28 protein-coding genes and 1 other annotated feature are annotated in these 23,018 nt (G+C 36.2%); of the genes, 19 read left to right on the forward strand and 9 right to left on the reverse strand.

The window, feature by feature from the left end:
• Positions 1 to 79: 79 nt before the first annotated feature.
• Positions 80 to 1,441, reverse strand: a complete 1,362-nt coding sequence (locus BM260_RS10845) for a sodium-dependent transporter (protein WP_093537374.1) — start codon at positions 1,439 to 1,441, stop codon at positions 80 to 82.
• A 75-nt stretch (positions 1,442 to 1,516) separates the two neighbouring features.
• Positions 1,517 to 1,747: a binding site (T-box leader), on the reverse strand.
• A 93-nt stretch (positions 1,748 to 1,840) separates the two neighbouring features.
• Positions 1,841 to 2,353, reverse strand: a complete 513-nt coding sequence (locus tag BM260_RS10850; protein WP_093537375.1) for a methylated-DNA--[protein]-cysteine S-methyltransferase — start codon at positions 2,351 to 2,353, stop codon at positions 1,841 to 1,843.
• Between the two features lie 219 nt (positions 2,354 to 2,572).
• On the opposite strand from BM260_RS10850, the gene BM260_RS10855 reads away from it, so the two are divergent.
• The 5 genes from BM260_RS10855 (at position 2,573) to BM260_RS10875 (ending at position 5,933) form a co-directional block, all read left to right on the forward strand.
• Positions 2,573 to 3,901, forward strand: a complete 1,329-nt coding sequence (locus tag BM260_RS10855; RefSeq protein ID WP_093537376.1) for a TrkH family potassium uptake protein — start codon at positions 2,573 to 2,575, stop codon at positions 3,899 to 3,901.
• Between the two features lie 177 nt (positions 3,902 to 4,078).
• Positions 4,079 to 4,666, forward strand: coding sequence for a lipoprotein BA_5634 family protein (locus BM260_RS10860; protein ID WP_093537377.1), 588 nt, complete (start codon positions 4,079 to 4,081; stop codon positions 4,664 to 4,666).
• A 113-nt stretch (positions 4,667 to 4,779) separates the two neighbouring features.
• A complete protein-coding gene (locus BM260_RS10865) occupies positions 4,780 to 5,235 on the forward strand; it encodes a GNAT family N-acetyltransferase (RefSeq protein WP_093537378.1) in 456 nt (151 codons plus the stop codon).
• A gap of 32 nt (positions 5,236 to 5,267) precedes the next feature.
• Positions 5,268 to 5,462 (forward strand): hypothetical protein, encoded by a 195-nt coding sequence (locus BM260_RS10870; RefSeq protein ID WP_093537379.1) that lies wholly within the window; start codon positions 5,268 to 5,270, stop codon positions 5,460 to 5,462.
• Between the two features lie 27 nt (positions 5,463 to 5,489).
• Positions 5,490 to 5,933, forward strand: coding sequence for a GNAT family N-acetyltransferase (locus BM260_RS10875; RefSeq protein WP_093537380.1), 444 nt, complete (start codon positions 5,490 to 5,492; stop codon positions 5,931 to 5,933).
• Positions 5,934 to 6,016: 83 nt separating this feature from the next.
• On the opposite strand, the gene BM260_RS10880 is transcribed toward BM260_RS10875, so the two are convergent.
• Entirely contained in the window at positions 6,017 to 6,364 is a 348-nt protein-coding gene (locus BM260_RS10880) for a winged helix-turn-helix transcriptional regulator (protein WP_093537588.1), read from the reverse strand.
• 159 nt (positions 6,365 to 6,523) lie between these two features.
• Between BM260_RS10880 and BM260_RS10885 the strand changes: the two genes are divergently transcribed.
• On the forward strand, positions 6,524 to 7,579 hold the full coding sequence (locus BM260_RS10885) for an LLM class flavin-dependent oxidoreductase (protein ID WP_093537381.1): 1,056 nt from the start codon (positions 6,524 to 6,526) through the stop codon (positions 7,577 to 7,579).
• Positions 7,580 to 7,732: 153 nt separating this feature from the next.
• On the opposite strand, the gene yeiL is transcribed toward BM260_RS10885, so the two are convergent.
• The gene (yeiL, locus tag BM260_RS10890; RefSeq protein ID WP_093537382.1) at positions 7,733 to 8,398 is read right to left on the reverse strand and encodes a transcriptional regulator YeiL; all 666 of its coding nucleotides are present in this window, start codon (positions 8,396 to 8,398) and stop codon (positions 7,733 to 7,735) included.
• A 98-nt stretch (positions 8,399 to 8,496) separates the two neighbouring features.
• Here yeiL and BM260_RS10895 point away from each other — a divergent pair, with 98 nt between their 5' ends.
• The 3 genes from BM260_RS10895 (at position 8,497) to BM260_RS10905 (ending at position 12,168) form a co-directional block, all read left to right on the forward strand.
• Positions 8,497 to 9,648 (forward strand): MFS transporter, encoded by a 1,152-nt coding sequence (locus BM260_RS10895; RefSeq protein WP_093537589.1) that lies wholly within the window; start codon positions 8,497 to 8,499, stop codon positions 9,646 to 9,648.
• A 130-nt stretch (positions 9,649 to 9,778) separates the two neighbouring features.
• Entirely contained in the window at positions 9,779 to 10,411 is a 633-nt protein-coding gene (locus BM260_RS10900) for an FMN-dependent NADH-azoreductase (RefSeq protein ID WP_093537383.1), read from the forward strand.
• 149 nt (positions 10,412 to 10,560) lie between these two features.
• Positions 10,561 to 12,168, forward strand: a complete 1,608-nt coding sequence (locus BM260_RS10905) for a thiamine pyrophosphate-binding protein (RefSeq protein ID WP_093537384.1) — start codon at positions 10,561 to 10,563, stop codon at positions 12,166 to 12,168.
• A 173-nt stretch (positions 12,169 to 12,341) separates the two neighbouring features.
• Here the strand turns inward: BM260_RS10905 and BM260_RS18435 are convergent, their stop codons facing one another.
• Entirely contained in the window at positions 12,342 to 12,491 is a 150-nt protein-coding gene (locus BM260_RS18435; protein ID WP_175454042.1) for a hypothetical protein, read from the reverse strand.
• A gap of 152 nt (positions 12,492 to 12,643) precedes the next feature.
• On the opposite strand from BM260_RS18435, the gene BM260_RS10910 reads away from it, so the two are divergent.
• Both BM260_RS10910 and BM260_RS10915 read left to right on the forward strand, forming a co-directional pair.
• On the forward strand, positions 12,644 to 12,985 hold the full coding sequence (locus BM260_RS10910; RefSeq protein WP_093537385.1) for a zinc ribbon domain-containing protein YjdM: 342 nt from the start codon (positions 12,644 to 12,646) through the stop codon (positions 12,983 to 12,985).
• A 24-nt stretch (positions 12,986 to 13,009) separates the two neighbouring features.
• Positions 13,010 to 13,315, forward strand: a complete 306-nt coding sequence (locus BM260_RS10915; protein ID WP_093537386.1) for a DUF3817 domain-containing protein — start codon at positions 13,010 to 13,012, stop codon at positions 13,313 to 13,315.
• 218 nt (positions 13,316 to 13,533) lie between these two features.
• Here BM260_RS10915 and BM260_RS10920 read toward each other — a convergent pair whose 3' ends face one another.
• The 3 genes from BM260_RS10920 to BM260_RS10930 form a co-directional block, all read right to left on the reverse strand.
• Entirely contained in the window at positions 13,534 to 14,313 is a 780-nt protein-coding gene (locus tag BM260_RS10920; RefSeq protein ID WP_093537387.1) for an ABC transporter substrate-binding protein, read from the reverse strand.
• 146 nt (positions 14,314 to 14,459) lie between these two features.
• Positions 14,460 to 14,843 carry a potassium channel family protein gene (locus BM260_RS10925; RefSeq protein ID WP_093537388.1) on the reverse strand — a complete coding sequence of 128 codons (384 nt, stop codon included), beginning with the start codon at positions 14,841 to 14,843 and terminating at the stop codon, positions 14,460 to 14,462.
• A gap of 117 nt (positions 14,844 to 14,960) precedes the next feature.
• Positions 14,961 to 15,506: a GNAT family N-acetyltransferase gene (locus BM260_RS10930; RefSeq protein WP_093537389.1), complete on the reverse strand. Its 546-nt coding sequence runs from the start codon at positions 15,504 to 15,506 to the stop codon at positions 14,961 to 14,963.
• Positions 15,507 to 15,721: 215 nt separating this feature from the next.
• Here BM260_RS10930 and BM260_RS10935 point away from each other — a divergent pair, with 215 nt between their 5' ends.
• A complete protein-coding gene (locus BM260_RS10935; protein ID WP_093537390.1) occupies positions 15,722 to 16,270 on the forward strand; it encodes a histidine phosphatase family protein in 549 nt (182 codons plus the stop codon).
• Positions 16,271 to 16,311: 41 nt separating this feature from the next.
• Here the strand turns inward: BM260_RS10935 and BM260_RS10940 are convergent, their stop codons facing one another.
• Positions 16,312 to 16,602 carry a YiaA/YiaB family inner membrane protein gene (locus BM260_RS10940; protein WP_093537391.1) on the reverse strand — a complete coding sequence of 97 codons (291 nt, stop codon included), beginning with the start codon at positions 16,600 to 16,602 and terminating at the stop codon, positions 16,312 to 16,314.
• A 338-nt stretch (positions 16,603 to 16,940) separates the two neighbouring features.
• Here BM260_RS10940 and BM260_RS10945 point away from each other — a divergent pair, with 338 nt between their 5' ends.
• The 7 genes from BM260_RS10945 to BM260_RS10975 all read left to right on the forward strand — a co-directional run bounded on the left by BM260_RS10945 (position 16,941) and on the right by BM260_RS10975 (position 22,989).
• Positions 16,941 to 17,459 (forward strand): GNAT family N-acetyltransferase, encoded by a 519-nt coding sequence (locus tag BM260_RS10945; RefSeq protein ID WP_093537392.1) that lies wholly within the window; start codon positions 16,941 to 16,943, stop codon positions 17,457 to 17,459.
• 22 nt (positions 17,460 to 17,481) lie between these two features.
• Positions 17,482 to 18,039 (forward strand): isochorismatase family protein, encoded by a 558-nt coding sequence (locus BM260_RS10950; RefSeq protein ID WP_093537393.1) that lies wholly within the window; start codon positions 17,482 to 17,484, stop codon positions 18,037 to 18,039.
• A gap of 836 nt (positions 18,040 to 18,875) precedes the next feature.
• The gene (locus tag BM260_RS10955; RefSeq protein ID WP_093537394.1) at positions 18,876 to 19,292 is read left to right on the forward strand and encodes a hypothetical protein; all 417 of its coding nucleotides are present in this window, start codon (positions 18,876 to 18,878) and stop codon (positions 19,290 to 19,292) included.
• A 41-nt stretch (positions 19,293 to 19,333) separates the two neighbouring features.
• Positions 19,334 to 20,104 carry a hypothetical protein gene (locus tag BM260_RS10960; RefSeq protein WP_093537395.1) on the forward strand — a complete coding sequence of 257 codons (771 nt, stop codon included), beginning with the start codon at positions 19,334 to 19,336 and terminating at the stop codon, positions 20,102 to 20,104.
• Between the two features lie 68 nt (positions 20,105 to 20,172).
• The gene (locus tag BM260_RS10965; RefSeq protein ID WP_093537396.1) at positions 20,173 to 21,144 is read left to right on the forward strand and encodes a hypothetical protein; all 972 of its coding nucleotides are present in this window, start codon (positions 20,173 to 20,175) and stop codon (positions 21,142 to 21,144) included.
• Between the two features lie 480 nt (positions 21,145 to 21,624).
• A complete protein-coding gene (locus tag BM260_RS10970) occupies positions 21,625 to 22,044 on the forward strand; it encodes a DUF2243 domain-containing protein (RefSeq protein ID WP_245762719.1) in 420 nt (139 codons plus the stop codon).
• Positions 22,045 to 22,050: 6 nt separating this feature from the next.
• Positions 22,051 to 22,989 (forward strand): cytochrome c oxidase assembly protein, encoded by a 939-nt coding sequence (locus BM260_RS10975; protein ID WP_093537398.1) that lies wholly within the window; start codon positions 22,051 to 22,053, stop codon positions 22,987 to 22,989.
• The last annotated feature ends 29 nt before the right edge of the window (positions 22,990 to 23,018 follow it).

Below are 23,018 nucleotides of genomic sequence, written 5' to 3' on the forward strand. Positions count from 1 at the left end.
TTTATAGAATAAGCTCTTTCAACATATTTAATTGTATAAGTAGAAAGCTTGGAAACACTACTTTTCCAGATAGTATATATTAAAAGATTGCAATTAATTTATCCAGTAAGCCAGTTACATCAAGGAATACAATAATAATTACTAATGGAATGACGAACTTCATTATGAAAAACCATATATTAAATGCAGTAGCACCTAAGCGAGAATGCTGTAATAGTTCTTCTCGTAAAGTACTTTTCTCAATCTTATGTGAGATGAAAATAGAGATTAAAAGTACTCCTAATGGCATTAAAATATTACTAACTAAATAATCGGCGGAATCAAATAGACTTTTCGAGAAAATAAGAATATCAGCAAAAACGCTATAAGATAATGCGGATGGGATTCCTACTATGAATATTAATAGTCCAATGATATACGCATACTTTGTTCGCTTCTCTTGTTTTCCTTTGACTAAAGACGCTACAATTATTTCTAACATAGAAAAGGCCGAGGTTAATGTAGCAAATAAAAATAATGCTAAAAATCCTATTAAGAAGACTTCTCCAAAAACAATTTGATCAAAAACAGCAGGTAATACAACAAATAGCAAACCAGGACCTTCAGCTGGTTCTAAGCCTAGTGAAAAAACAGCGGGGAAAATAGCTAACCCTGCCAATAATGCAATCAACAAGTTCATTGAAACGATTGAAATAGCTGGTTGTATAAGGCTTTCTTTTTTAGAGAGATAAGAACTATAAGTAACCATTACTGACACGCCGACACTTAGAGAGAAGAAAGCTTGTCCCATCGCAAATAGCACACTTTGGGATGTGATATTCGAGAAATCAGGGGCTAGAAAGAATTTCACACCTTCCATAGCGCCATCTAGTGTAAGGGAGCGAATGATAAGAACGATAAATAGTCCAAACAAAGCGGGCATCAAAATTTTATTTGCTTTTTCAATACCATTTTGTATCCCATTAGCTACCACTACAACTGTAATAGCCAAGAATACAAATTGAGCAATAATAACTATGAGAGGATCTCCAATGGTCGTGTTAAACACGGACCCATAATCTGCACCCTCACTAATTACTCCACCAAACATCCCTTTAGCAAAATAGATTAGAATCCAACCACCAATTACACTATAAAAAGACAATAGAAGAAAGCTGGTGAATACTCCTAACTTTCCGATCCAATGCCAATTAGTATTAGGAGCAAGACTACGATATGCACTAATCGCTTCTTTTTGCGTGCTTCTCCCAATGACAAACTCAGCTAATAATAACGGAAATCCCATAAACAAAGTAAATAATATAAAAAGAAGGAAGAATGCCCCTCCTCCGCTAATGCCTGTTACGTAAGGGAGCTTCCATATTGCCCCTACTCCGATAGCCGATCCTGCAGCTGATAGGATAAAACCAATCTTTGATGACCATTGCTCTGATGTTTGCAAACGAACCATTCCAATCTATTTTTATTATGTCTATTCTATATGAAAAGACAAAAAAGCCACGTCTCTATCTTTTACGATAGGGACGTGGCTATTCACGCGGTACCACCCTAATTGGAAACAAATCTATGTTTCCCACTTGGTTAAAATAACGGTTTAATCCGTTCTTATACTACGTCGTTTTTTTGATGTAGTATAAAAAAAGCTCCAAGAATGAAATTCACCTAATCTTTGTATCAGTTTTCACCAACCACTGATTCTCTACCAACAGGGAGACCGGCTTAATATAGTTCTTTTCGTCGCTCGTTTAATATAAATAATATTAAACGAAATTATAGTATGATACCACCTATTGGTCAACCTTTTTATTTTGAAGTAAATATTTTAACACAAGGGGTCTTGCTACTTTTCAATCCCTAATAACTGTTCTTTCATGTCTAAACCACCCCTGTATCCGGTCAATTTTCCGCTTTTTCCGATGACCCGGTGACAAGGAACGGTGATTAATAAAGGGTTTGCACCAATAGCAGTGCCAACAGCACGAACTGCATTAGGTTTCTGTATCTGGTGAGCGATATCCGTGTACGAAACTGTTTGACCATACGGGATTTCCTGCAACACTTTCCAAACAGCTTGTTGAAACGCTGTACCATGAAGAGCCATTGGCACTGTGAATTCTGTACGTCGGCTCTCCAGATAGTCCGTCAGTTCCGTTTCATAAGATTTCAGTACATCCTCATTTTCCGAAAGTATATAACTAGGGAGTCGTTTCTTTACCCATTTAACAAGTTCTTCAAATGGCGCATGCTGTGAACCAACATAACAAAGACCTTCTGTAGTAGCGGCAATATACATCTCCCATGGTCCGCAATTTAAGAATGTCCAGTACACAATCTGTTCCTTATTTCCCTCCATTCCTGCACCTCCATTGATAGTTTCTTTATTTATAACATAGATATGATATAGAATGTTTTTTCTATCTTTGGAGAACGGCGATTAGTTTTATATTAGTCTGTGGGATGGTACCTTTCGAGCTAAAAAATATATTTACAAGTTCAATACTTCGGAGTATTATTACCTTCAAATTCTCTTCAAGAAATAGGTTTTTCAAATCTGGTTCTAGGAAGTGCTCGTATGCAAACTCTTAAAAGGAAAAGAAGGACTATGTCGCCACCTGTTATTATTGCAGGAAGTTTTTTGTTTTTAATATTCGTTGGAACCCTTTTGTTAAAATTGCCTATTGCAACAACCACCCATATATCTTGGATAGACGCATTATTCGTAGTTACGTCGGCGACTACTGTGACAGGGCTTAGTGTTTTTGACCCTGGGAGTACATTGACTATATTTGGAGAAGTTGTATTAATGGTACTTATTCAATGTGGTGGCATTGGTTTAATGACATTTGCAGTAGCTATACTAATACTGTTAAAGAAGAAAATAGGCTTCCAAAACCGTATTTATATACAAGAATCATTCAATCAAAACTCAGTTGGCGGCATTATAAAGCTAGTGAAGCTGATTTTAACATTCGTTCTATCGGTTCAACTTTTCGCCACATTGGTTTTGACTATACACTGGATACCGACTTTCGGATTTAAGGAAGCTTTATATTTAAGTGTCTTTCATGTAATCTCTGCATTTAATAATGCTGGGTTTGCCTTATTTCCTGATAACCTCATTGGCTTTGCGCATGACCCTATTGTGAATATCGTTTTATCATTATTATTTATAATCGGCGGAATCGGGTTTACTGTAGTAGTGGATATTCAACAGAAAAAGTCATTTAAGCAATGGTCCCTTCATACGAAAATGATGGTTGTAGGAACCATCATTATCAATGTTATAGCTATCGCTTTTGTTTTCCTGTTGGAATATAATAATCCGGCAACAATTGGCTCTATGCCATTACAGGATAAACTAATGGTATCCTACTTCCAAGGTGTAAGTCCTCGTACAGCAGGATTTAATACATTAAATTACGGTGATATGGAAGATCCGACTATACTCGTCACGATGGTTTTAATGTTTATAGGAGCAGGTAGTGCATCGACAGCGTCTGGTATAAAGCTAACAACATTTATCGTAATCGTATTAGCAACATTTTCTTTTTTACGTAAACGTAGTGAGCCAGAATTATTTGGAAGGTCTATTCGTTTGGAGACAGTTATAAGATCTCTAGCGATTTCAACGATAAGTTTATTTATAGTCTGTTTCTTTTTATTTCTATTAACTGTTACCGAAAAGATCTCCTTCTTACCTCTAGCATTTGAAGTTGTATCGGCTTTTGGAACAGTTGGACTATCAATGGGGATAACCTCACAAATTAGTGATGTAGGTGAAGTGCTTTTATGTATGGTAATGTTTATCGGGAGAATTGGTCCTCTAACTTTGTTTTTCATACTTATGAAGCCAAAGAACGTTCATTATCGATACCCGTATGATCAGGTTTTCACAGGATAATTTCAAACAGAGTCGTCTACTTTAAAATAGACGACTCTTCTTTTTTTGCGTAAAAATGCAATGTTGCAAAAATGTAATGCTAACGTCATCTAAAGCGAATGCTGGAAATAACGATTTCTCCTATACTAAAGTCAGTAGCAAGGAAGGTTTAAGAAAATAGAAAAGGAGCTAATTAAAATGAAAAAATTACTTATGGTATGTCTAACTGCCTTTTTAATATCAACAGTGTTAACAGGGTGCGGTATGTTCGAAAAAGCAAATGGAGTAATTCTATATGGGGAAGAACAACAAATCATCGATTCTTTAGAGCGAGAGAAGGATGAATTAGTAAAGGAAGATCAGTACAAGATTAAAATTGTGGAAAATGATGGGCAACGTATCCTTGTCTTAAAAGACGAAACTGCTCAATCACTTGTAAAGAAAAAATTAATAAGAGAAATAACAAATCAAGAAAAAGCTAAAACAGCAGTAATTTCATCTCTTCCGAAAGTAGCGGTAGGCGAGGGAATACTTTTTGCTAAGAAAGAGCCAGCAGCACTTAACCTAGAGGGCATGGAGTTAAACGTAAAATATGAGGGGAACAATGTCATTGGAAGAGGAAGAGCATATGCAGACATGTTTCTAATCGTAAATGATGCTGATTGGGCTTCGATTAAAGGAACAGAAAAAATGATGGCTTTACTAGAGTATGACAAAGATCCTAGTGCAGACGGATTAAGTGATTATGGTGTAGAAGAAAGAACACTTGTGAGATTTAATGATTAGTTAAGTAGGGGCTGTCCATATCCATGGGCAGTCTTTTTTTGGATAGATGTAAAAAAGGAAATAACTACCTACATGTAGTATATATATTAATGACATGAAGGGGGCAGTATGGAATGTATCACTATTTTGAAGGGCTCGTTATTAGGGAAGGAACAAAGGGGATCCCTGCCGAATATGTAGAGGAACTCTTTAAAGATGCGGGTTGGAGTAAGCATACACCAGACTGGCAGAAAGAGAAGTTCACTTTAATATTTGAAAATTCTACCTGGGCATATACCGTTTGGGAGGATGAAAGAATGATTGGAATGGTCAGAGTTATTTCCGATCAAATAATGGCAGCAAATATTATGGATTTAGCAGTGCATTCGGAATATCGAGGAAAAGGAATTGGCCAAAAGCTTGTACAATTATGTGTGCAAAAGCTTCCTCACGGCGATTGGTTCGCTCATACATCTGCTAATAATTTTAGTTTTTATGAGAAATGTGGCTTTGAAGTAAAGGATTTAAACCAACATGGAACATGTACTTATTATGGGTACATACAAGCGAGAAAAGATGGGCATAGATGAAATGAAATCTTTTATTGGGGGCGTGGTAATAATTGAGTGAGCGCTGGGAGAATAAGAAAGAAGTTAGAAAGGAACGTAGAAAGTATAGTGATCATTATACTTTTGGTGACTTTTTATTTGATGTTTTCTTTTGGATACCAGAGTTACTTCTTCTGCCCTTCCGAATGGGTTTCTGGTTAGTTAGAGGCCTAGGAAGAGTTATCGGTAATCTCATTGATGGTATATAATAGGATTTATCGTAAGGAGTGGTGGGTATGTGGAATTATATGGCATTTGAAGAGATGAGTGCATTGGAATTACAACGAATTTATAAAGTAAGAGTGGCGGTTTTTGTAGTGGAGCAGAATTGTCCTTATCCGGAAGTAGACGATGTAGATCTTATTAGTACACATATTTTTAAAGAAGAAAATAATGAACTAAGTGCATACATGCGTGTGTTCCCGAAAGAAGATATGATCCATATTGGTAGAGTTTTAGTTGACCGAGAACATAGAAAATCTGGTTTAGGTAGAGAGCTTGTAGCTAGGGGGATGGAATATATCGAAACTATTTATCCGGGAATGGCTATTTATGCTCAGGCTCAAGCTCATTTGGAGGATTTCTATAAGTCCTTTGGTTTTGAAACAGTGTCAGAGGTATATTTGGAGGATAATATTCCTCATATTGATATGGTAATGCCAGCTGGAGAAATGAACTAGTTATTGTACATAAAAAATCGGCTCCTTTTTTAGGGGCCGATTTTTATGGCATTAGTTGAAATATCATGAGAATCAATCGCAAGTCAACCTGTTTGTTGTTGTACTTTTTTTGTTTTATGAAGAGTATGTGCAGTTCCCCATTCATGCATAGCCATCAAAATGGGTTCTAAGCTTCTTCCATACTCACTCATGGAATATTCCACTTTCGGTGGGACTTGAGCGTAGACATTGCGTGTAATAATATCTTCCTCTTCTAACTCTCGAAGCTGTTTTGTTAGCATTTTTTGAGTAATGCCAGGTACACTACGTTTTAAGTCGCTGAATCTTTTTGTACCTTCTTGTAATAGGATTAATAAAATAATCGGTTTCCATTTTCCCACTAGAATACCTAAAGCGTCGTCTACTTTGCAAAGCTCTGGTTGCATTTCTATCCCCATAATGCAATCTCCTCTCATTAGTATCATTTAGTATACTATACCACTTTTTTGTGCGTACTTATGTATTTTGACTTTCAATATTATACTACTCGTAGAGGTAATATTATTAACATCGTAAATGGAGAAAAGTATTTAATTAGAAGGGTGAGGTAAATGGAAAAATATCGTATTGATCAAAGCAAAGGATTGGAATTTGGGTTATATACATTAGGGGATCATATGCCAAATCCGCATACAGGAGAACGTATCTCTGCAGCGCAGCGCATACATGAAATTATAGAGTTGGCAAAGTTAGCAGAGCAGGCGGGAATTGACTTTTTCAGTGTTGGAGAGAGTCACCAGGAATATTTTGCAACACAGGCTCACACAGTTGTTTTGGCAGCAATTGCACAAGCAACTAATAAGATTAAGATTGCGAGTTCATCCTCAATCATCAGTACGTCAGATCCAGTTCGAGTCTATGAAGACTTTGCCACAATAGATTTGCTATCCAAAGGACGTGCAGAAATTGTAGCTGGACGCGCATCTAGAATAGGTCTATTCGAATTGTTAGGGTTTGATGTTCGATATTATGAGGAATTATACGAAGAAAAGTTTGAGTTATTATTGAAGATAAACCAAGAGAATGTCATCAATTGGAGTGGACAATTCCGAGCGCCATTGAAAGATGCAAGTGTTATCCCACGCCCGCAAGACGGTTCACTACCCATTTGGCGTGCAGTCGGTGGACATCCTGCAAGTGCGATTAAGGCAGGGCATGCTGGTGTCCCAATGTTTTTAGCTACTTTAGGAGGACCAGCGTCTTCTTTTAAACGCTCCATTGATGCATATCGCGATGCAGCTAAAAGTAGTGGCTATAATCCTGCTGAACTTCCAGTAGCAACTGCTGGTTTCTTCTATGCAGCAGAAACGACACAACAAGCACAAAACGAATACTATCCTTATATCAATGAAGGGATGAAATTATCGAATGGCAGTGGTTATCCAAGAGACGCATTTGCGTTAGGAGCAGACCCGCATAATGTCATGAATATCGGAAGTCCACAGCAAATCATTGAAAAAATTCTATACCAGCATGAAGTATTTGGTCATCAAAGATATATCGGACAAATGGATTTTGGCGGCGTACCTTTCGAGAAACTTATGAAGAATATTGAACTTATAGGCACTGAGATTCTGCCTGCTATTAAAAAATATACAGCTAAGTAGTATTAAATCAATAGTAATAATAGATATACCTTGGGGCGATTAGAAATTCGTTACAAGGTGTTTTTTGTAATAGTGCTTCCTCTAGAAAGCTGTCTTAAAAAGATATCATAACGTTTTCACTAATCGATAGGATTGGCTCATTTACGGCGTATTTTATTTGATTTCGTCGGCTAACGCCTGAAGCTTTTCTCTATCTAATATTTTGTAACTCATTTTTATTTTTTCTATCATACCTGCTTCTGATAATTGAGCAAATGTATGCAGTAAATGTCGGTAGGATACGCCGAAGTACTCGCTGATTTCCGTATGCTTTTCCCTGTATATATCTTCGTGTGAGGATAAAAGTATAAACTCTGCTAGTTTATTTTCTAGCGGATACGCTTGATGCTTTGTATACTTGGTAGAATGAGCAGTTGATTTATTACTTAAAAATATACATAAATATTTCAGGAAGTGAGCATCCGCTAGTAGTTTTTCTTTGCATTTTTCAATTGCGATTCCTAAACAAATGCATTTTGAGCTAGTTTGAATACTTTTGGAATACTTTTCTTCGTTTAATAGCTCGATTTCTCCCATGAATATTGGTGGGGTTAAAAAGTTGATCAATGAAACTTTGCCATTTTTGTGGGACACGTAGAGTTTTGCCTTACCTTCTACCATATAAAAGAGATACTCAGGTGCTGATCCTTCTTGAATGATAAAATTGCCCTTTTCAAATTGAAAAACCTGTACAAAGGGAGAAATGTCAAAAGAAAAAAGTGATTGAATTGTATATTTTTCTATGTAATATTCCTTTTCTAACCCCTTTAGTAAATTCATGGAATGTCATCCACCCTTCAAATATATGAGATATCTCCTATTATTATAATTTGACTCATGCTAACATTCAATCTAGCGAATGGAGGTTTTGTAAAATGATAAACAATCAGCGTTGGCTTTCGCAGAGCTTTTTTGTCTTCTTTTTTACATGGGGAATCTTTTTACCATACTGGACCGGTTGGTTAGTTGAAGGGAAGAATTTAACTGTAGCTAATGCAAGTATGATTATGGCATTTGGTTTAATTGCACGTGCAGCCGCAACAATGTTTTTATTTCCTTTTATGTCTAAATTTATGAGTAGCAAAAAAATAATTATTACCTTTACTATACTGGCTTTATTTGCAACTGTTCTCTATATACCGGCAACTTCTAGCATGTCTTTGCTACTGATCACACTATTATTTAGTTTAGTGTATCCGACGTTAATGCCAGCCATTGAAAGTGGGGCTTCTTCACTTGTACGACAAGGAAAGGTGCACTACGGAAAAAGTCGGTCGTATGGATCCATTGGGTTTGTAGTTGCAGTACTTATTATAAGTATGTTAACAGGGGTTTGGGGAGAGCAAGCGATTCTTTGGAGTATGATTATAGGATTATTATTTTTATTGATCAAGCAGTTCATGCCGACTCCGCCAGTCTTACTTGTAACTCCCTCCCCACAAGATAGAAAAGGGAAGCTATCGATGAAGGAGCTTTGGAAAGTGAAAACCTTTCCGATTGTACTCGTCGTTGTTTTTTTACTTCAAGGTGCACATGCTGCCTATTACAATTATGGATATATTTATTTGCAGGGTTTAAATGTAAATCCTTTCTATATCGGTATGATTATTAATATTGCGGTTATTTTTGAAGTTTTGTATTTCATGAAGGCAGATACCTTTTTGTCTAAGTGGAGACCTTCCTCCTTATTGTTGTTAGCAGGGATTGGTTCTACCATCCGCTGGGGTATGATTTACTTATTCCCTAGCGTTGGAATGTTTATCATTTCTCAAGCGCTACATGCACTATCTTTCGGAATGGCGCATATTGCTTTTATTCGCTACTTGAATTTATCTTTACCAAAACAACAAATTGCCAATGCGCAAGGTATTTATTCCGGATTAGCACTTAGCCTAAGCACAGCTATTTTAACATTTGTTGGTGGCTATCTATATGAAATTGAACCAGGTTTATCTTTTTTAGGTATGATTTTATGTACAATTCCAGCAATGATTATTATTCTGGTAACACGTAGAAGATTTAGCTACTAAGCTAAAGGAATTGTGAAAAATTAGTGACGACAAAAAAGTAGTTATATTCGTTTTGAATTCAAAGTAATTGAAAGTAGTATAATAAGTTGTTATGATTACCAAGGTAATAAAACATTGGAGGAAATAATTAATGAATATTTTAGTAGTAAAAGCAAATAACCGTCCTTCTGCAGAAGCTATTTCTAGCAGAATGTATGATACATTTATGGCAAATCTAGAAGGCGCAAACGTAACAACTTATGATGTATTTGCAGAAGACATGCCTTTTATCGGACAAGATCTTTTTAATGCATTTGGTAAATTATCAGAGGGATTAGAGTTAACAGAATTAGAAGCTCGTTTAATAGCGGCTAAACAAAAAGCAATGGATGCTATAACTGCTGCTGATGTAGTAGTATTCGCATTCCCACTTTGGAACTTAACAATTCCAGCACCATTACAAGTATTTATTGACTATATTTACCAAGCTGGCTTCTCGTTCAAATACGACGAAAATGGTCAAGCAGTGCAATTGTTAACGGACAAAAAAGCAGTTATCTTAAATGCTCGTGGTGGTATTTATTCTGCACCAGAAGCAGCACCAATGGAAATGGCTGTTAACTACATGAAAAATGTATTAGGTGGCGTTTTCGGTATGCAAATTGTGGACGAAGTAATTATTGAAGGCCATAATGCTATGCCTGCACAAGCAGATGCAATCGTTGCAGAAGGCTTAGAAAAAGTAAAAGCAGCTGCTACAAAACTTTCAAAACAATTAGTATAAAATGATCAATAAGCGTTCATGAAGTCTATTACTAGACTTTATGGACGCTTTTTTTGTTGCGACCGATTCTATATAATTTATAAAAGTTTATTTCATAAGGATTAAGGGCACCTTTTAAGTATAGGAGAATATAAAGGAGTGGTTAGTCTATGAGAAAAACAGTTGCAGAAGTGATATTGGATCAGCTATCTTACTACGGCGTTAAGCGTATTTATGGAGTCACAGGGGATACAATTATTGGATTATTAGATGCATTAGCTAAACAGGATCAGATTGAATTTATAGCAGTGAAACATGAATCGGTTGCAGCATTTATGGCTTCTGCAGAAGCGAAGCTTACCGGAAACCTTGCAGTTTGTACATCTACAATGGGACCAGGTGCAACAAATCTGCTAAATGGATTGGGAGATGCATATGCAGATAGAGCCCCAGTACTAGCTATCACAGGTCAAGCACCATTAAATAAAATTGGTACCAATTTTCAACAATATGTAGACCAACAAGAGCTGTTTAAACCATTTGCTACCTACTCGGCAAATTTAGCTAGTGAAGATGCAATTGTTGAGTTACTACAGAAAGCTACTCAAATTTCATTGCAACAACGAGCGGTTACCCATCTTTCTATTCCAAAGGATTTATTTGAGAAAGAGACCGAGGTAGAGGCACGACCACTTCCTCAAGTAATTGAAGGAGCAGAGACATTTCAAAGGGATGATTTGGAAAAAGTAGCGAGCCTGATGAAAACATCAAAGAAACCGATGATATTAGCTGGAGCAGGTGCCTGGAAAGCCACTGAAGCGATTGAAGGTTTAGCTAAACTATGGGGAGCAGGCATTATTACAAGCTTCGGTGGAAAAGGACTTTTTGAGGAGACAACTCCATATCTTCTCCAAGGGATTGGAGAAGGAGGAAACCCTCATGCCCCGAAAGTTTTTAAAGACGCTGATGTTGTACTTCTTGCTGGTGTTTCCTGGTGGCCAGAAGGTTATGTTCCGGAAAAGGCGAGAATTATTCAAATTGATACACATATAGAAAGTGCTACAAGTGGTATTCCAGTGGAACTTGCTATTAAAGGTAAAACGGAGCAAGTTGTTCCACTTCTTCATGAGACCATCGCAGGACATGAGCCGAATACCGACTGGCTTAATAGTATTGAGCAGATTAAAACTAAATGGGCTATTGAGAACGAACAAGAAGGGAAAGCCACGGATTACCCGTTACACCCTTCACGTATAGTACGAGGCATAGAGAAATCAGTTGCAAAAAACGCAATCCTAACAATTGATACTGGAGATGTAACAGTATGGATGAATCGTAATTTTAGGCAAAGTAATCAGAACATATTTTTTTCGGGTTATTGGCGTTCCATGGGCTTTGGATTGCCTGCAGCAATCGCAGCGAAAATGGAGAAACCAGAGGAACAAGTTGTTGCTATTGTAGGTGATGGTGGCCTCGAGATGGTGCTAGCAGACCTTTTGACCGCTACTCGGTATAATTTAGATATTACCGTTATTGTATTCAATAATGGTTCGTTACAAATGGAAAGTGACAAAATTCAAGCAGCAGGTTTAAAAGAAATAGGAACTAAGCTAACTAATCCAGACTTTGTTAAGATAGCCGAAGCGTGTGGGTGGAAAGCCTTTCGAGTCCATGATGAGGACAAGCTAGAATCTGTCATTCAGAGTGCAATAGCCTATGCGGGGCCAAGTTTAGTGGATATTCCAACTGCTCAAGCTTTCTTTCCGGAAACAGAATAAGAAAAGCGATATCTCCATTGGAATACGAATGGGGATATCGCTTTTCTATTTTGTCTAGTTCTAGCGCCTATCCCCTCGAGTCACTTCAGGATTTTAGTAAAGGCAAGGTATGCCTTTACGTGAAATCCTTCCAGTGCTTATCAGTGCTTACATAGGCGCTTCCATATTTGGAATTAAAACATCGGGAACACATAGGAGATTAAGAACCAAAGAACACCAAAGAATATGATTAAATATGCTGCATATTTGATAAAAGTAGCTCCAACCATTCCTGAGTCAGTTCTTTCCTCGCGATGAACCTCTACACGTTTTTCTTCTTCCATATTAGCTCACTCCTAATGTTATAGTCTTAAAGATTGAGTACCCATCGGAAGAATGTGGTAAACATCTAGACATTAAAGAATAAGTATGTGGTTGAATGCAGTGAAGCAATACTTTAGAATGGAGACTAATAAGTGGAATGGGGGAATATAATATGGCAGCTTTACCAAATTGCCCAAAATGTAATTCTGAATATACATACGAAGACGGAAATATGTTTGTTTGTCCGGAATGTGCTCACGAATGGTCTCAACAGGTGGATAGTGAGAATAATGAGGAACAACAAATTGTAAAAGACTCAAATGGAAATATCTTAACGGATGGGGATGCCGTAACGGTTATTAAAGACTTAAAGGTAAAAGGTAGTTCTTCTACGTTAAAACAAGGTACAAAGGTAAAGAGTATCCGAATAGTAGAAGGAGATCATAATATTGACTGTAAAATTGATGGGTTCGGTGCGATGAAGCTAAAATCCGAATTTGTGAAGAAGATATAAATATAGAAATGTAGGTATAAATGTATGATGAAAAACACACTTGGACAATTAAGAATTGCAGGTATATTAGACGGGATATCCTTGGTAGTCCTTCTGTTTATTGCGATGCCCTTAAAGTATTGGATGGATATACCAATGGCAGTTACGATAGTTGGTTCTGTACATGGTTTTATCTTTGTTTCGTATGTACTTGTTATTTTATATGTACAAATTCGATTAAAGTGGAATATTATCTGGTCTTTGCTAGCATTAGCAGTGGCATTTATTCCTTTTGGTAACTTTATTTATGACTGGCAGCTTAAAAAAATGGAAACCCGTTTTCAAAACTAATATAGGCACCTTCCCAATGCTCGAATTGGGAAGGTGCCTATTTTGTATTTAGTCTAACGCCCGCCGTTTCATAATAAGATAGAAATTATTTTTCTTCCAACTGTTTTAACAGTTCTATTATTTTTTCATTTTGTTCAATTGTTTTTTTAAGACTAACTTCAATTGCCAGGCAAGTAATAACTATTATAATGCCGCCAATTATTATTATAAACTCCAATTCACATGTCCCTTTCTAATTCTGCTAAATACTCCCCAGCCACCAGCATTCTGGAGCCATACCAAAACATCTCACCATCCACTAATATTATTTCTGTATGGGGAAGAAATGATTGGAACTCAGTTAAATGTTTCTGTTGAAATGGAAATGGTTCTGAAGCTAGGAAAAGTTTATCAAGTTGAGCATTAGCTAACTGCTCTTTTGTTACAACAGGATATCTAGAGCCTTCGTTAGTAAAAGGATTTTGATAGCCCATTTGATGTAGCACGTCATTTATATAAGTGTTGCCACCAACGACCATATAAGGTTTCCGCCAAATAACATATGCGGCTTTACCGTTGCCTTTACCTACTACGGATTGAAACGATTTTTGGCAGGAAGTTAAAAGGAAGTTTGCAGTCTCTGTAGTCTTTGTAGCTTCACCAAGTGTAGTGATGAGCCTATATGCATCCAGTATAGATTTTACCTCTAGCACGAAAACTGGTGCTATTTTTTCAAGTTCCAATACCATTTCTTTCGTGTTTTCCTCTTTTTCAGCAAATATAAGATCGGGCTGAAGCGCTTTAACTTTTTCAAAATCAACTTCTTTTGTTCCTCCTACAATCGGGACTTGGTCAACTGTACCTTTAGGAAAGATACAATATTTAGTGCGACCAATTACTTCTTTTTCTAAGCCTAAAGAGAAAAGTGTTTCTGTAATGGCTGGGCATATAGAAATAATGCGTTTAGGTGAATGAGGAAGAATCACATTTCTACCAAGGTGATCTATAACTTCATGCATCTTAATGTTCCTCCCTTAATTATTCAGCTAAGTTATAAGTTCGTGGTAAGAGAAGAGTTCTCCTTTACGTTTTAATAAATTAAAACAATTAAAAGAAAAAAACCAAGGAGCTCAATTGAACGTCCTTGGTTTTGATACTCATATAGTTATTTTTTCTTCCTATACTCATTAAGCTTCTTTTTACCCTCTGTTTTTCTTTCTTCTAATGCTTTTGTATTAATCATTGTTTTTCCCAAAGTAAGTAGTGTGATAAACATGACCCCTGTACCTACAACCAAGTATAGCATGGTGAATATTTTACCTAAATTGGTTACAGGTGTTAAGTTTGTATTTACACCAGTTGGGATTAGACTTACAACACAGAAGTATATGGCATCTACGACACCCCAACCTTCTTTATTTGTATAGAAGAGTGTGCCAGAAAGAATGATCAGAAATAACGTGGTAAAGAGAGATAAGAACATCGGAGTTTTAAAAGCCTTCACTAAAGCTTCGCTAAATCTTTTAACGGTTAAAATAAAGGACAACATACTGATTCCACCTACATATAAGATTGTTATTTAAGTAGTATATCAATAAATGTCCCACTCTACTTAGAAAAAGTGTGTAGATTCTTTACTATATTGCTCTGTCTGACACAATTTAGATTAATTGTTGGCTGCTGAGTTATCCCATTCTTCTCGTAAAATGCCCATTCGAATGGAATCATAGTAATATCCATCATAGTACCGCACTTTTCGAATGCGAGCCTCCATTGTCATGCCTAGTTTTTCGCCGACTCGAATCATTCGCTCGTTACCTGACCAAGTGGTATAACCAACTCGAACAAGTGGTAGTGTAGTGAATAGATGATTCATCCAAAGTCTGAAAGCACGCGTTCCTAATCCTTTTCCCCAACTGCCGGCTTCGTGAAGTCCGATACCCATCTCCAACCATTTTGAAGGTTCATGCTCCCAGTAGTAAGAAACAATTCCTCTTAATAACCCATCTACTTCTATCCCCCAAAAGTCGTCTCTATTTATATATGAATCTGCTTTCTCCATGAATTTGTCATACGGTACCGATTTATATTCATAATAGGGGGCATCCCATTTTTTCCACTCTGGCTTTTCGTCCTTGCACATTAGTTCCCAAAGTCTCGTTAAATCTTCACGCTTAATAGGTCTAATAACTAATTCATTGTCTTGGTACAAAATTATTCCTCTTTTCATCCTGTAATAGTGTATAGGTTTGTTGGGTTGGAAAGAGAAAGTGTAATACTTTACTTCTCAATCACCTGTAGAACGTTTTTCATCTTAATCACTCCTCAATAGTTAGTTAAATTAAGTATATATAATAATTCTGAAAATTTATATATTTAACAGGAATAAAAGTAGAAATAGCGAATTTAATGTAAAGGGGTGATTAAATGGTAGGAAAGAAAATTTATTTAATCAGGCATTGTGAGGCAACGGGGCAAGAACCATCTGCGGAGTTAACGAATGAAGGGAAAGGAAAAGCCATACAGTTAGTTCCTTTGTTAGAGAAATTACAGATCGATTATATTATTTCAAGTCCCTACAAAAGAACACTCCAAACTATTGAACCGTTTTCCGAAAGCAATAAAATTCCTGTCCTTATAGATGAAAATTTACAAGAACGCAGGTTGAGTGCAGAACCTATGGAGGACTGGTTAGAACAACTAGAGAGAACGTTTATAGAAAGAGATTTAATATTTTTAGGTGGGGAGTCTAGTAATCATGCACTTTCCCGTATACGAAAAGTATTAGAGGAGGTGTTTGAACACAAACAAAAGCATTGCGTAGGAATTGTTACTCACGGAAATATTTTGTCGCTACTCATTAATCACTATGATCCAACTTTTGGGTTTGCTCAGTGGCAACAGATGAAAAACCCAGATATTTTTTTATTGGAGCAAGTTAATGGCGTTATATACATAAATAAAATAGAACAATAAAAAAATCCTGTGTAAAAATAACGACAGGATTTAAACTTTTATTAAGATTCTTTAGAACTCGATGGGATTCGGTTGTTGCTCATTTGTCGTTCCTGTTCTTGCTCCGCAATGATGTCGTTGTCCTCAGCATTATCTCGAGTAACTTTTTGTGTAAGAATGGCTCCAACTGCAACCAAAATCATTACTGCGATGTAATATCCTTTTTCATTAAGCTGCAGATTGTCTGCGTTATAAAGCCCGATGCAGAACATAACAACACCTGCAAATAACGTAAAGTAAGCAAGTACTGTAAATGCCATCGTATTACGCCTGCGATACCGTTTTTGATTCATGTCATACTCCCCTTTAGATTCGTTCTAATATTTATTGTATGAATTATATTCTATCAGAGATGAATGATAATATGAAATATTTAGAAGTATAAGACAATTATAGAAAAGTAGGTAGCTATGTTTTTTCATCCCCCAAAATGCTTTGTTATCTTATATTACTTCTCTCACGTTTACTCGTTTCATGTAGTAAGCAAAATCCACTGATCACCGATGAGTTGAAGTAACCATCCAGTGTGTGGAGTCAGATGATTCACTGTTTGATAATGGCAAATATTAATGGAGGGGTATTATATCCATGCAGATCTTCCGAATTTTTGTGACAAGTAAGCGAGAGCGCTATGATTCATAAATATGACGTGACTATTAGAATTATAAGAGAAAGCGACTTTCCTTATATGGCAAAATGGCTAAATGATGATTTGGTCATAGAGTATTATGGTCCGAGGCTGACATTAGAACAAATAATTGCAAAGTACGGTCCGAGAATTAATAAAGAGCATTACGTAATGCCTTGTATTGTGGAATATAAAGAAGAATCGGTAGGCTATATTCAATATTATAAAGTTCCTAAAGAGCAGTTAAAAATATACGGCTATCCATTGAAAGAACCTATCTATGGAATTGATCAATTTATCGGAAGATCTGATTTATGGGGTAAAGGGATAGGGACTCAGATGATTAGTGCTTTGTTAGAGTATTTAAATTCCAGACTAGGCATCAATACAGTGGTACTGGATGTCAAAAGCAATAACTTGCAAGCTATTAAGTGTTATCAAAAATGCGGGTTTCGAGTTGTGAAAGAATTAGAAGATAGTAGTCTTTTAATGGAATGGGAGCTTGATTCGTCCAGGAATTGAAAAAATAAAAAGAGGTGTGGTTATGAAACAAGCATTATTAATCATCGATGCGCAACAGGAGTTAATAGAAGGAAATGACCAAGAGGTTAGTGTATTTCAAAAAGAAAAGCTAATTGAAAATATCAATTTAGTAATAAAGAAAGCAACTGAATCAGACGCTTTGATCATTTTTGTGAGAGATACAGATGTGGCAGAAGGAAAAGGTGAAGGGTTTCAAGTACACAGCGATATTAATCAACCAGCAGACTCGAAGACATTCGATAAAGCTGCAACGAACTCATTTTATAGAACTGGATTAAAGGAATATCTTGATGATCACGAGATTAAACACGTAGTAATTATGGGATGTCAGACTGAGCATTGCATCGATACAGCGGTACGTACTGCAACCGTTTCACAATTAGACGTTACATTAGTTGGAGATGGACATTCAACAACTGGGTCATCTGTTCTTTCAGCGGAGCAAATTATTAATCATCACAATAAAATACTGCATGGACATTATAATGTAGATAACTTTTCAATGGTTAGAAATGCTGAAGAGGATTTGTTTCAGCCACAACATGATACGCATCGCTAGGAGTAGTAAAAAGTGTTTTATGGCATTATTAATTAAATGGCATAACAATATAAACTCCTCACCTTAAAATTGGTGAGGAGTTTTTTTGACCTTTAGCTGTTCATACTACAGCAATACCATTAAAGACTAGGTAGGAATGTGTACCAGCATAAACACAAAGGAACTAAGTAATTTACCAGCTAGCACCCCCACTTTACACTAATCCATTTATATAGAAAATCTCAGCAACATATCCAACACTACATTTGCTAATGAGGAACTAACAGATAGTTATGGAGTTTCGTGAATCGCAAAAAGTTTCCGAAGCGCTAAGTCTTTATCCTGTAAGTCTGAAAATACATCAATTTATAGTAGGAGCAATGGATGCAAGATAAAGAGTTGATATATTTTATTTAGACATCACTAAAAGATGAGTTCATCATAGAGGGATTTGGTTATGAGGGAAGAAATGAATCTAATATAGGTAAAAAGAAATGCGTAAAATTAATCTTATGTATTTTTTTATTTGGTAATAAGTAATTGGACTTGTTTTTAGGTATATTTTGAAGTAGGGAGGAGTCTTTTTGTAACTTTATACCCCTACAATAAGTCGCAACTGTAGAAGTTATGACTTTGTTTGTAGAAAAAGTAGAAGTTATGAAGAAGATGTTATCCGCAAATTTAGCAAAAGTATAATTATGTTAATCTTCTGTCACTAACTAATCAGATGTGAAAAAGAAGTGAAGGAAAAATAAACTAAAGAACTAATGGGAGGTTATTATTTCAAATTATTTAGGTATAAAAAAGCAGGTATATGGATACAATGATTGAGGGCAGCGCGAAAGGGGTTGTAAACAATGAAAAAAGTTGTAGGAATTATTTTAGTGTTTTGTATTCTACTAGGATCCAGTACCATTTACGCCAGTGGCTTGCCGCGAACCTCCCTTTCTAAATGGTATAGTCAATCGTTCCAGAAGGAGAGTGAAGGACAAGTTGGTTTAGCTAAAGTAGAAAAAACCTTTGAAGATGTAAATACTTTCATATTGGAAACAATTAAAAGTTATCAAACTACTATTCAAGAGGTAATTGAAAATCAGATAAAAGATTCAAAGGCTGGTATCGAAGAGTATCAACAGGAAACTAAAAGCCAGTTGGACGAAGTAGTTACTGAGCTAAAGGAAGAAAAAATCGATGAACGTATTGACCATGAAGCAATTGATAAAGAAATTGATCAAGACATCGATGAAGTGTTAATAGAAGTGTTTGGTAAGTAGAACTCATTCATAAAAAACTATAATTCTAAGGGGATATTCATATGTTGAAAACAGTTAAAGGTAAAGTAATCGCAGGAACAGTAGCAGTAACACTATTTGCGGGAGCTGGAGCGGCATTCGGAGCATCAGATGCAGGAACTAACTTAAAATCTTGGTATGATGGTCAATTTGGAAATAATAAATCTGCTATTGAAGGTTTTGCGGTGGGGGAAGTAGGCGACTTTAATGCAAATTTAACAACCATATATAATGAACGTAAAGCAGTTGCATCTGCCCGGATTGAAACTACTAAAGGTGAACAAATTGATGAAAAGAACTCCTCTATAACAGCACAAGCTACAGAGCATATCGATTCGGTTAATGAGAAGAAAAATCAAATTTCAGCTTTAATGGAGAGTCAATTTGATAAACTTTTCAAAGAAGCAAATAAAAGTATTCAAAATACTGGTAATGAAGCATTAAAAAATGCAAGAACAGAATTACCTGGATATATTGAAGGATTAGGGACATCTGCTATTTCAGGTATAGATACTGAATTAAAAGAAACAACAGAACAAGCTATTACTGAACTTGAAGCCGCAATTGCCACTGCAAAAGGTTCACTAGAAAGAGAGTTGAAAACTGAAAGTGATTTAACTGAAAAAGAGATTATTGCAGCAATTACTGCTAAAACTGCTGAAGTAAGACAAGCAATTGTTGAACTTAGAAATAAATTAGTTATTAAACAACAGGAACTAATTGTTAAAGAAGCAAAAAAACTTGAAAATAAATATAAAGACCAATTACAAGGTATCGTTGACGCTATTAAATAAATACTTTTAATACTAAATAAGGACCTCATACTTTTGAGGTCCTTATTCTTCAAATAGGAGGAAAAACCATGTTAAGCAGAACGGAAAAGTATAAAAAAATTAGACGTATTAAAAAAATGCTCATAATAAGTGGGATTTTGGTTTTAAGTATTGGTTTAGGAACAGGGATGAAAACGGCTTTAGCTGACGTAGATGTTCAACAGGTAATGGCGAACTGGTTCTCCAAAAAACAAGATAAATCCATAAAAGAAATAGATCAAGCTATTGGTGCTGAAAGAGAAGTTTTGATGGGACAATTGAAAGGTCAATTAAATACGGAGATGCAATTAGCAGAGAAACAATTGGCTGAATTTACAGCAACTCAAAAACAAACTCGCATTACAGCGTTACAAGAATATGCTAATAACATAAAAGCAGGTATGAAAATAGATAGTAGTGAGCAACAAGCTGCGGTTATGCAAAATATAGATATCATTTTAGCAAATGCAAAAGCACAATTAGATGGTCAAGCGGCGCAGTTAAAATTAGTGACCGTTCCAATGCCCGCAACAGCACCTGTTCCTGCATCGGCTCCGGATCTAGTAGTGGTCCCTGAAACAACTCCTGCCCCTGCAGTAGAAACGTCACCAACGACAAAACCTGAGACAGAAGTGATTCCCGAAACAGAAAAAGCTCCTGAAAAAGAAGTTAAAGCGGCATCGTCGCCTGTGCAAAAAGAACCTGTTGTGTCTCCTCCTGTCGAGGTTGATATTTACGCTGTTACGGATTGGTTTGTTAAGCCGAACACTTCTAACGTACAAATAGAAGAACTGGCAGTTACAGATGACGTATTCTCTATTAATACCTCTTTCTCGGATATTCTGATGAACTCGCAAGCTCGAGGAATTTTGAATAGTATTTTACCGGGTCTAGAAAAACATCAGCACTTTCATCTAATACAATATAAAACAATCGAAGAGATGTCACGAGTTGCTCCAGGGCATTTTACTGAATCTGTTTTATATTTATTAAACCAAAAGTTAAGTGCAGTTAAAAAATAAAAAATACCAGGGAAATTAACAACTAACATTGTTGATTTCCCTGGTATTTATTTTTTAGAAGAGAATAAGTCTTAGTTTTTTTATACTGAGAGTAAAGGATAATTGGTAGCTAGTAATTCTTGAAAACTTATACACATATTTAAAGGAAGGGTTTAAATTAACGATAATTTTTATGGACTAAAACACAACGGGATATACTGTGAAAGAGAGGCTCTTCCTAGGTTAGGGGAGCTATGTATAGATGGTAATACATTTTTAAGTTGTCAGAAATTTCTGTGGATATCCTGTTAATAACAGTTTCATTCTTACAAAAATATCTCTGTTTCGCTTAACATTAGTCACTAATCACTGGAGAAAAGTTTAATTCCTTATGGAAAAGGAAAAGCTAGTCTAAAAAGGGGTTTTAAAATGACCAATTCAATAAGCGATTCCTCTGATTTTAAACAAAATCCGAACAAAAAAGCATATGCCAAACAGAATATGTGGACAGGCATTTTATTTGGACTTGGGATTGTGGCATTTATAGATGAAGTAGTTTTTCATCAACTTCTTCATTGGCACCATTTTTATGATAAATCTACTACCGATATTGGATTAGTGTCGGACGGTCTCTTTCATGCGTTTAGTTTTATAGCTACGATAGGAGCATCGTTTCTACTAGCAGACCTTCATAGGCGACATGCGTTTTGGTTGAAGAGATGGGTTGGTGGAATTCTTTTAGGTGCAGGTGTATTTCAACTGTATGACGGTATTATTCAGCATAAATGGATGGGTTTACACCAGATTCGCTATGGCGTAGATATACTACCCTATGATTTGGTATGGAATATTTTAGCTGCCTTAATGATTTTGATCGGAGCAATTTTAATACAACAGACAAATCATAAAAAGGAGGGCTGACTTTAGGTGCATACTCATGAACAGTATTCAGCTGCTACTCTCCAAATTTTTTTAGCAATTCCTTTTATCCTGTTATTTGTTATATATATATTGGCGGTAGTTCTGTCCAATCGAAAGAAAAAAACATGGCCAGGGTACCGTATGGTTGCTTGGAGCTTTGGTATATTATGTGCGCTTCTTTCGCTAGTTGGCCCCATCGCAGATTTATCGCACACAGATTTTTCGGCTCATATGATTGGGCATGTATTACTGGGGATGCTGGCACCACTTTTGTTGGCTTTAGGGGCTCCAGTGACGCTACTCCTTCGTACGATTCGTATCCCAACAGCAAGGAAACTAACTAAAATTTTACGTAATAGCCGTCCTCTACATCTTGTTCAGCATCCAGTTGTTGCTTCTATATTAAATATTGGTGGCTTGTGGGTGCTTTATACAACAGATTTATTTCTTATGATGCACGAAAATATGCTCCTATATGTGATTATTCATGCACATATCTTCTTAGCTGGGTATGTATTTACGATTTCCATCATTTATGTTGATGTGACACCCTTTAGAAAAAGTTACTTATACCGGACTGTTGTTTTTGTATTGGCTTTAGCAGGTCATTCCGTTCTCTCCAAATATATTTATGGGAATCCTCCAACGGGAGTGCCAAGTGATCAAGCGGAATTAGGTAGCATGATTATGTACTATGGTGGGGACACTGTGGAGGTAGGGCTACTTATAATCTTGTTTTATCAATGGTACAAAAAAAGTCGACCTACATTCAATAATGGAAAGGAAGGGTTTGCTATAAGTAATAATAAAAAATTTACAGTTGCAGGGACAGACATTGAGGAAGTAAAAAGGTTAAATGCAAATGCAGGAATGAGTTATCGTGAAATAAATGAATGGTTTGCAAAGCAACAGTCTAAGGCCGATCCATTAACTAAAAAAACTTAAAGCGTTTGGAAGGTGGGCTTAAATAGTGT

The sequence above is a fragment of the Psychrobacillus psychrotolerans genome (assembly GCF_900115805.1).
Classification (GTDB): Bacteria; Bacillota; Bacilli; order Bacillales_A; family Planococcaceae; genus Psychrobacillus; species Psychrobacillus psychrotolerans.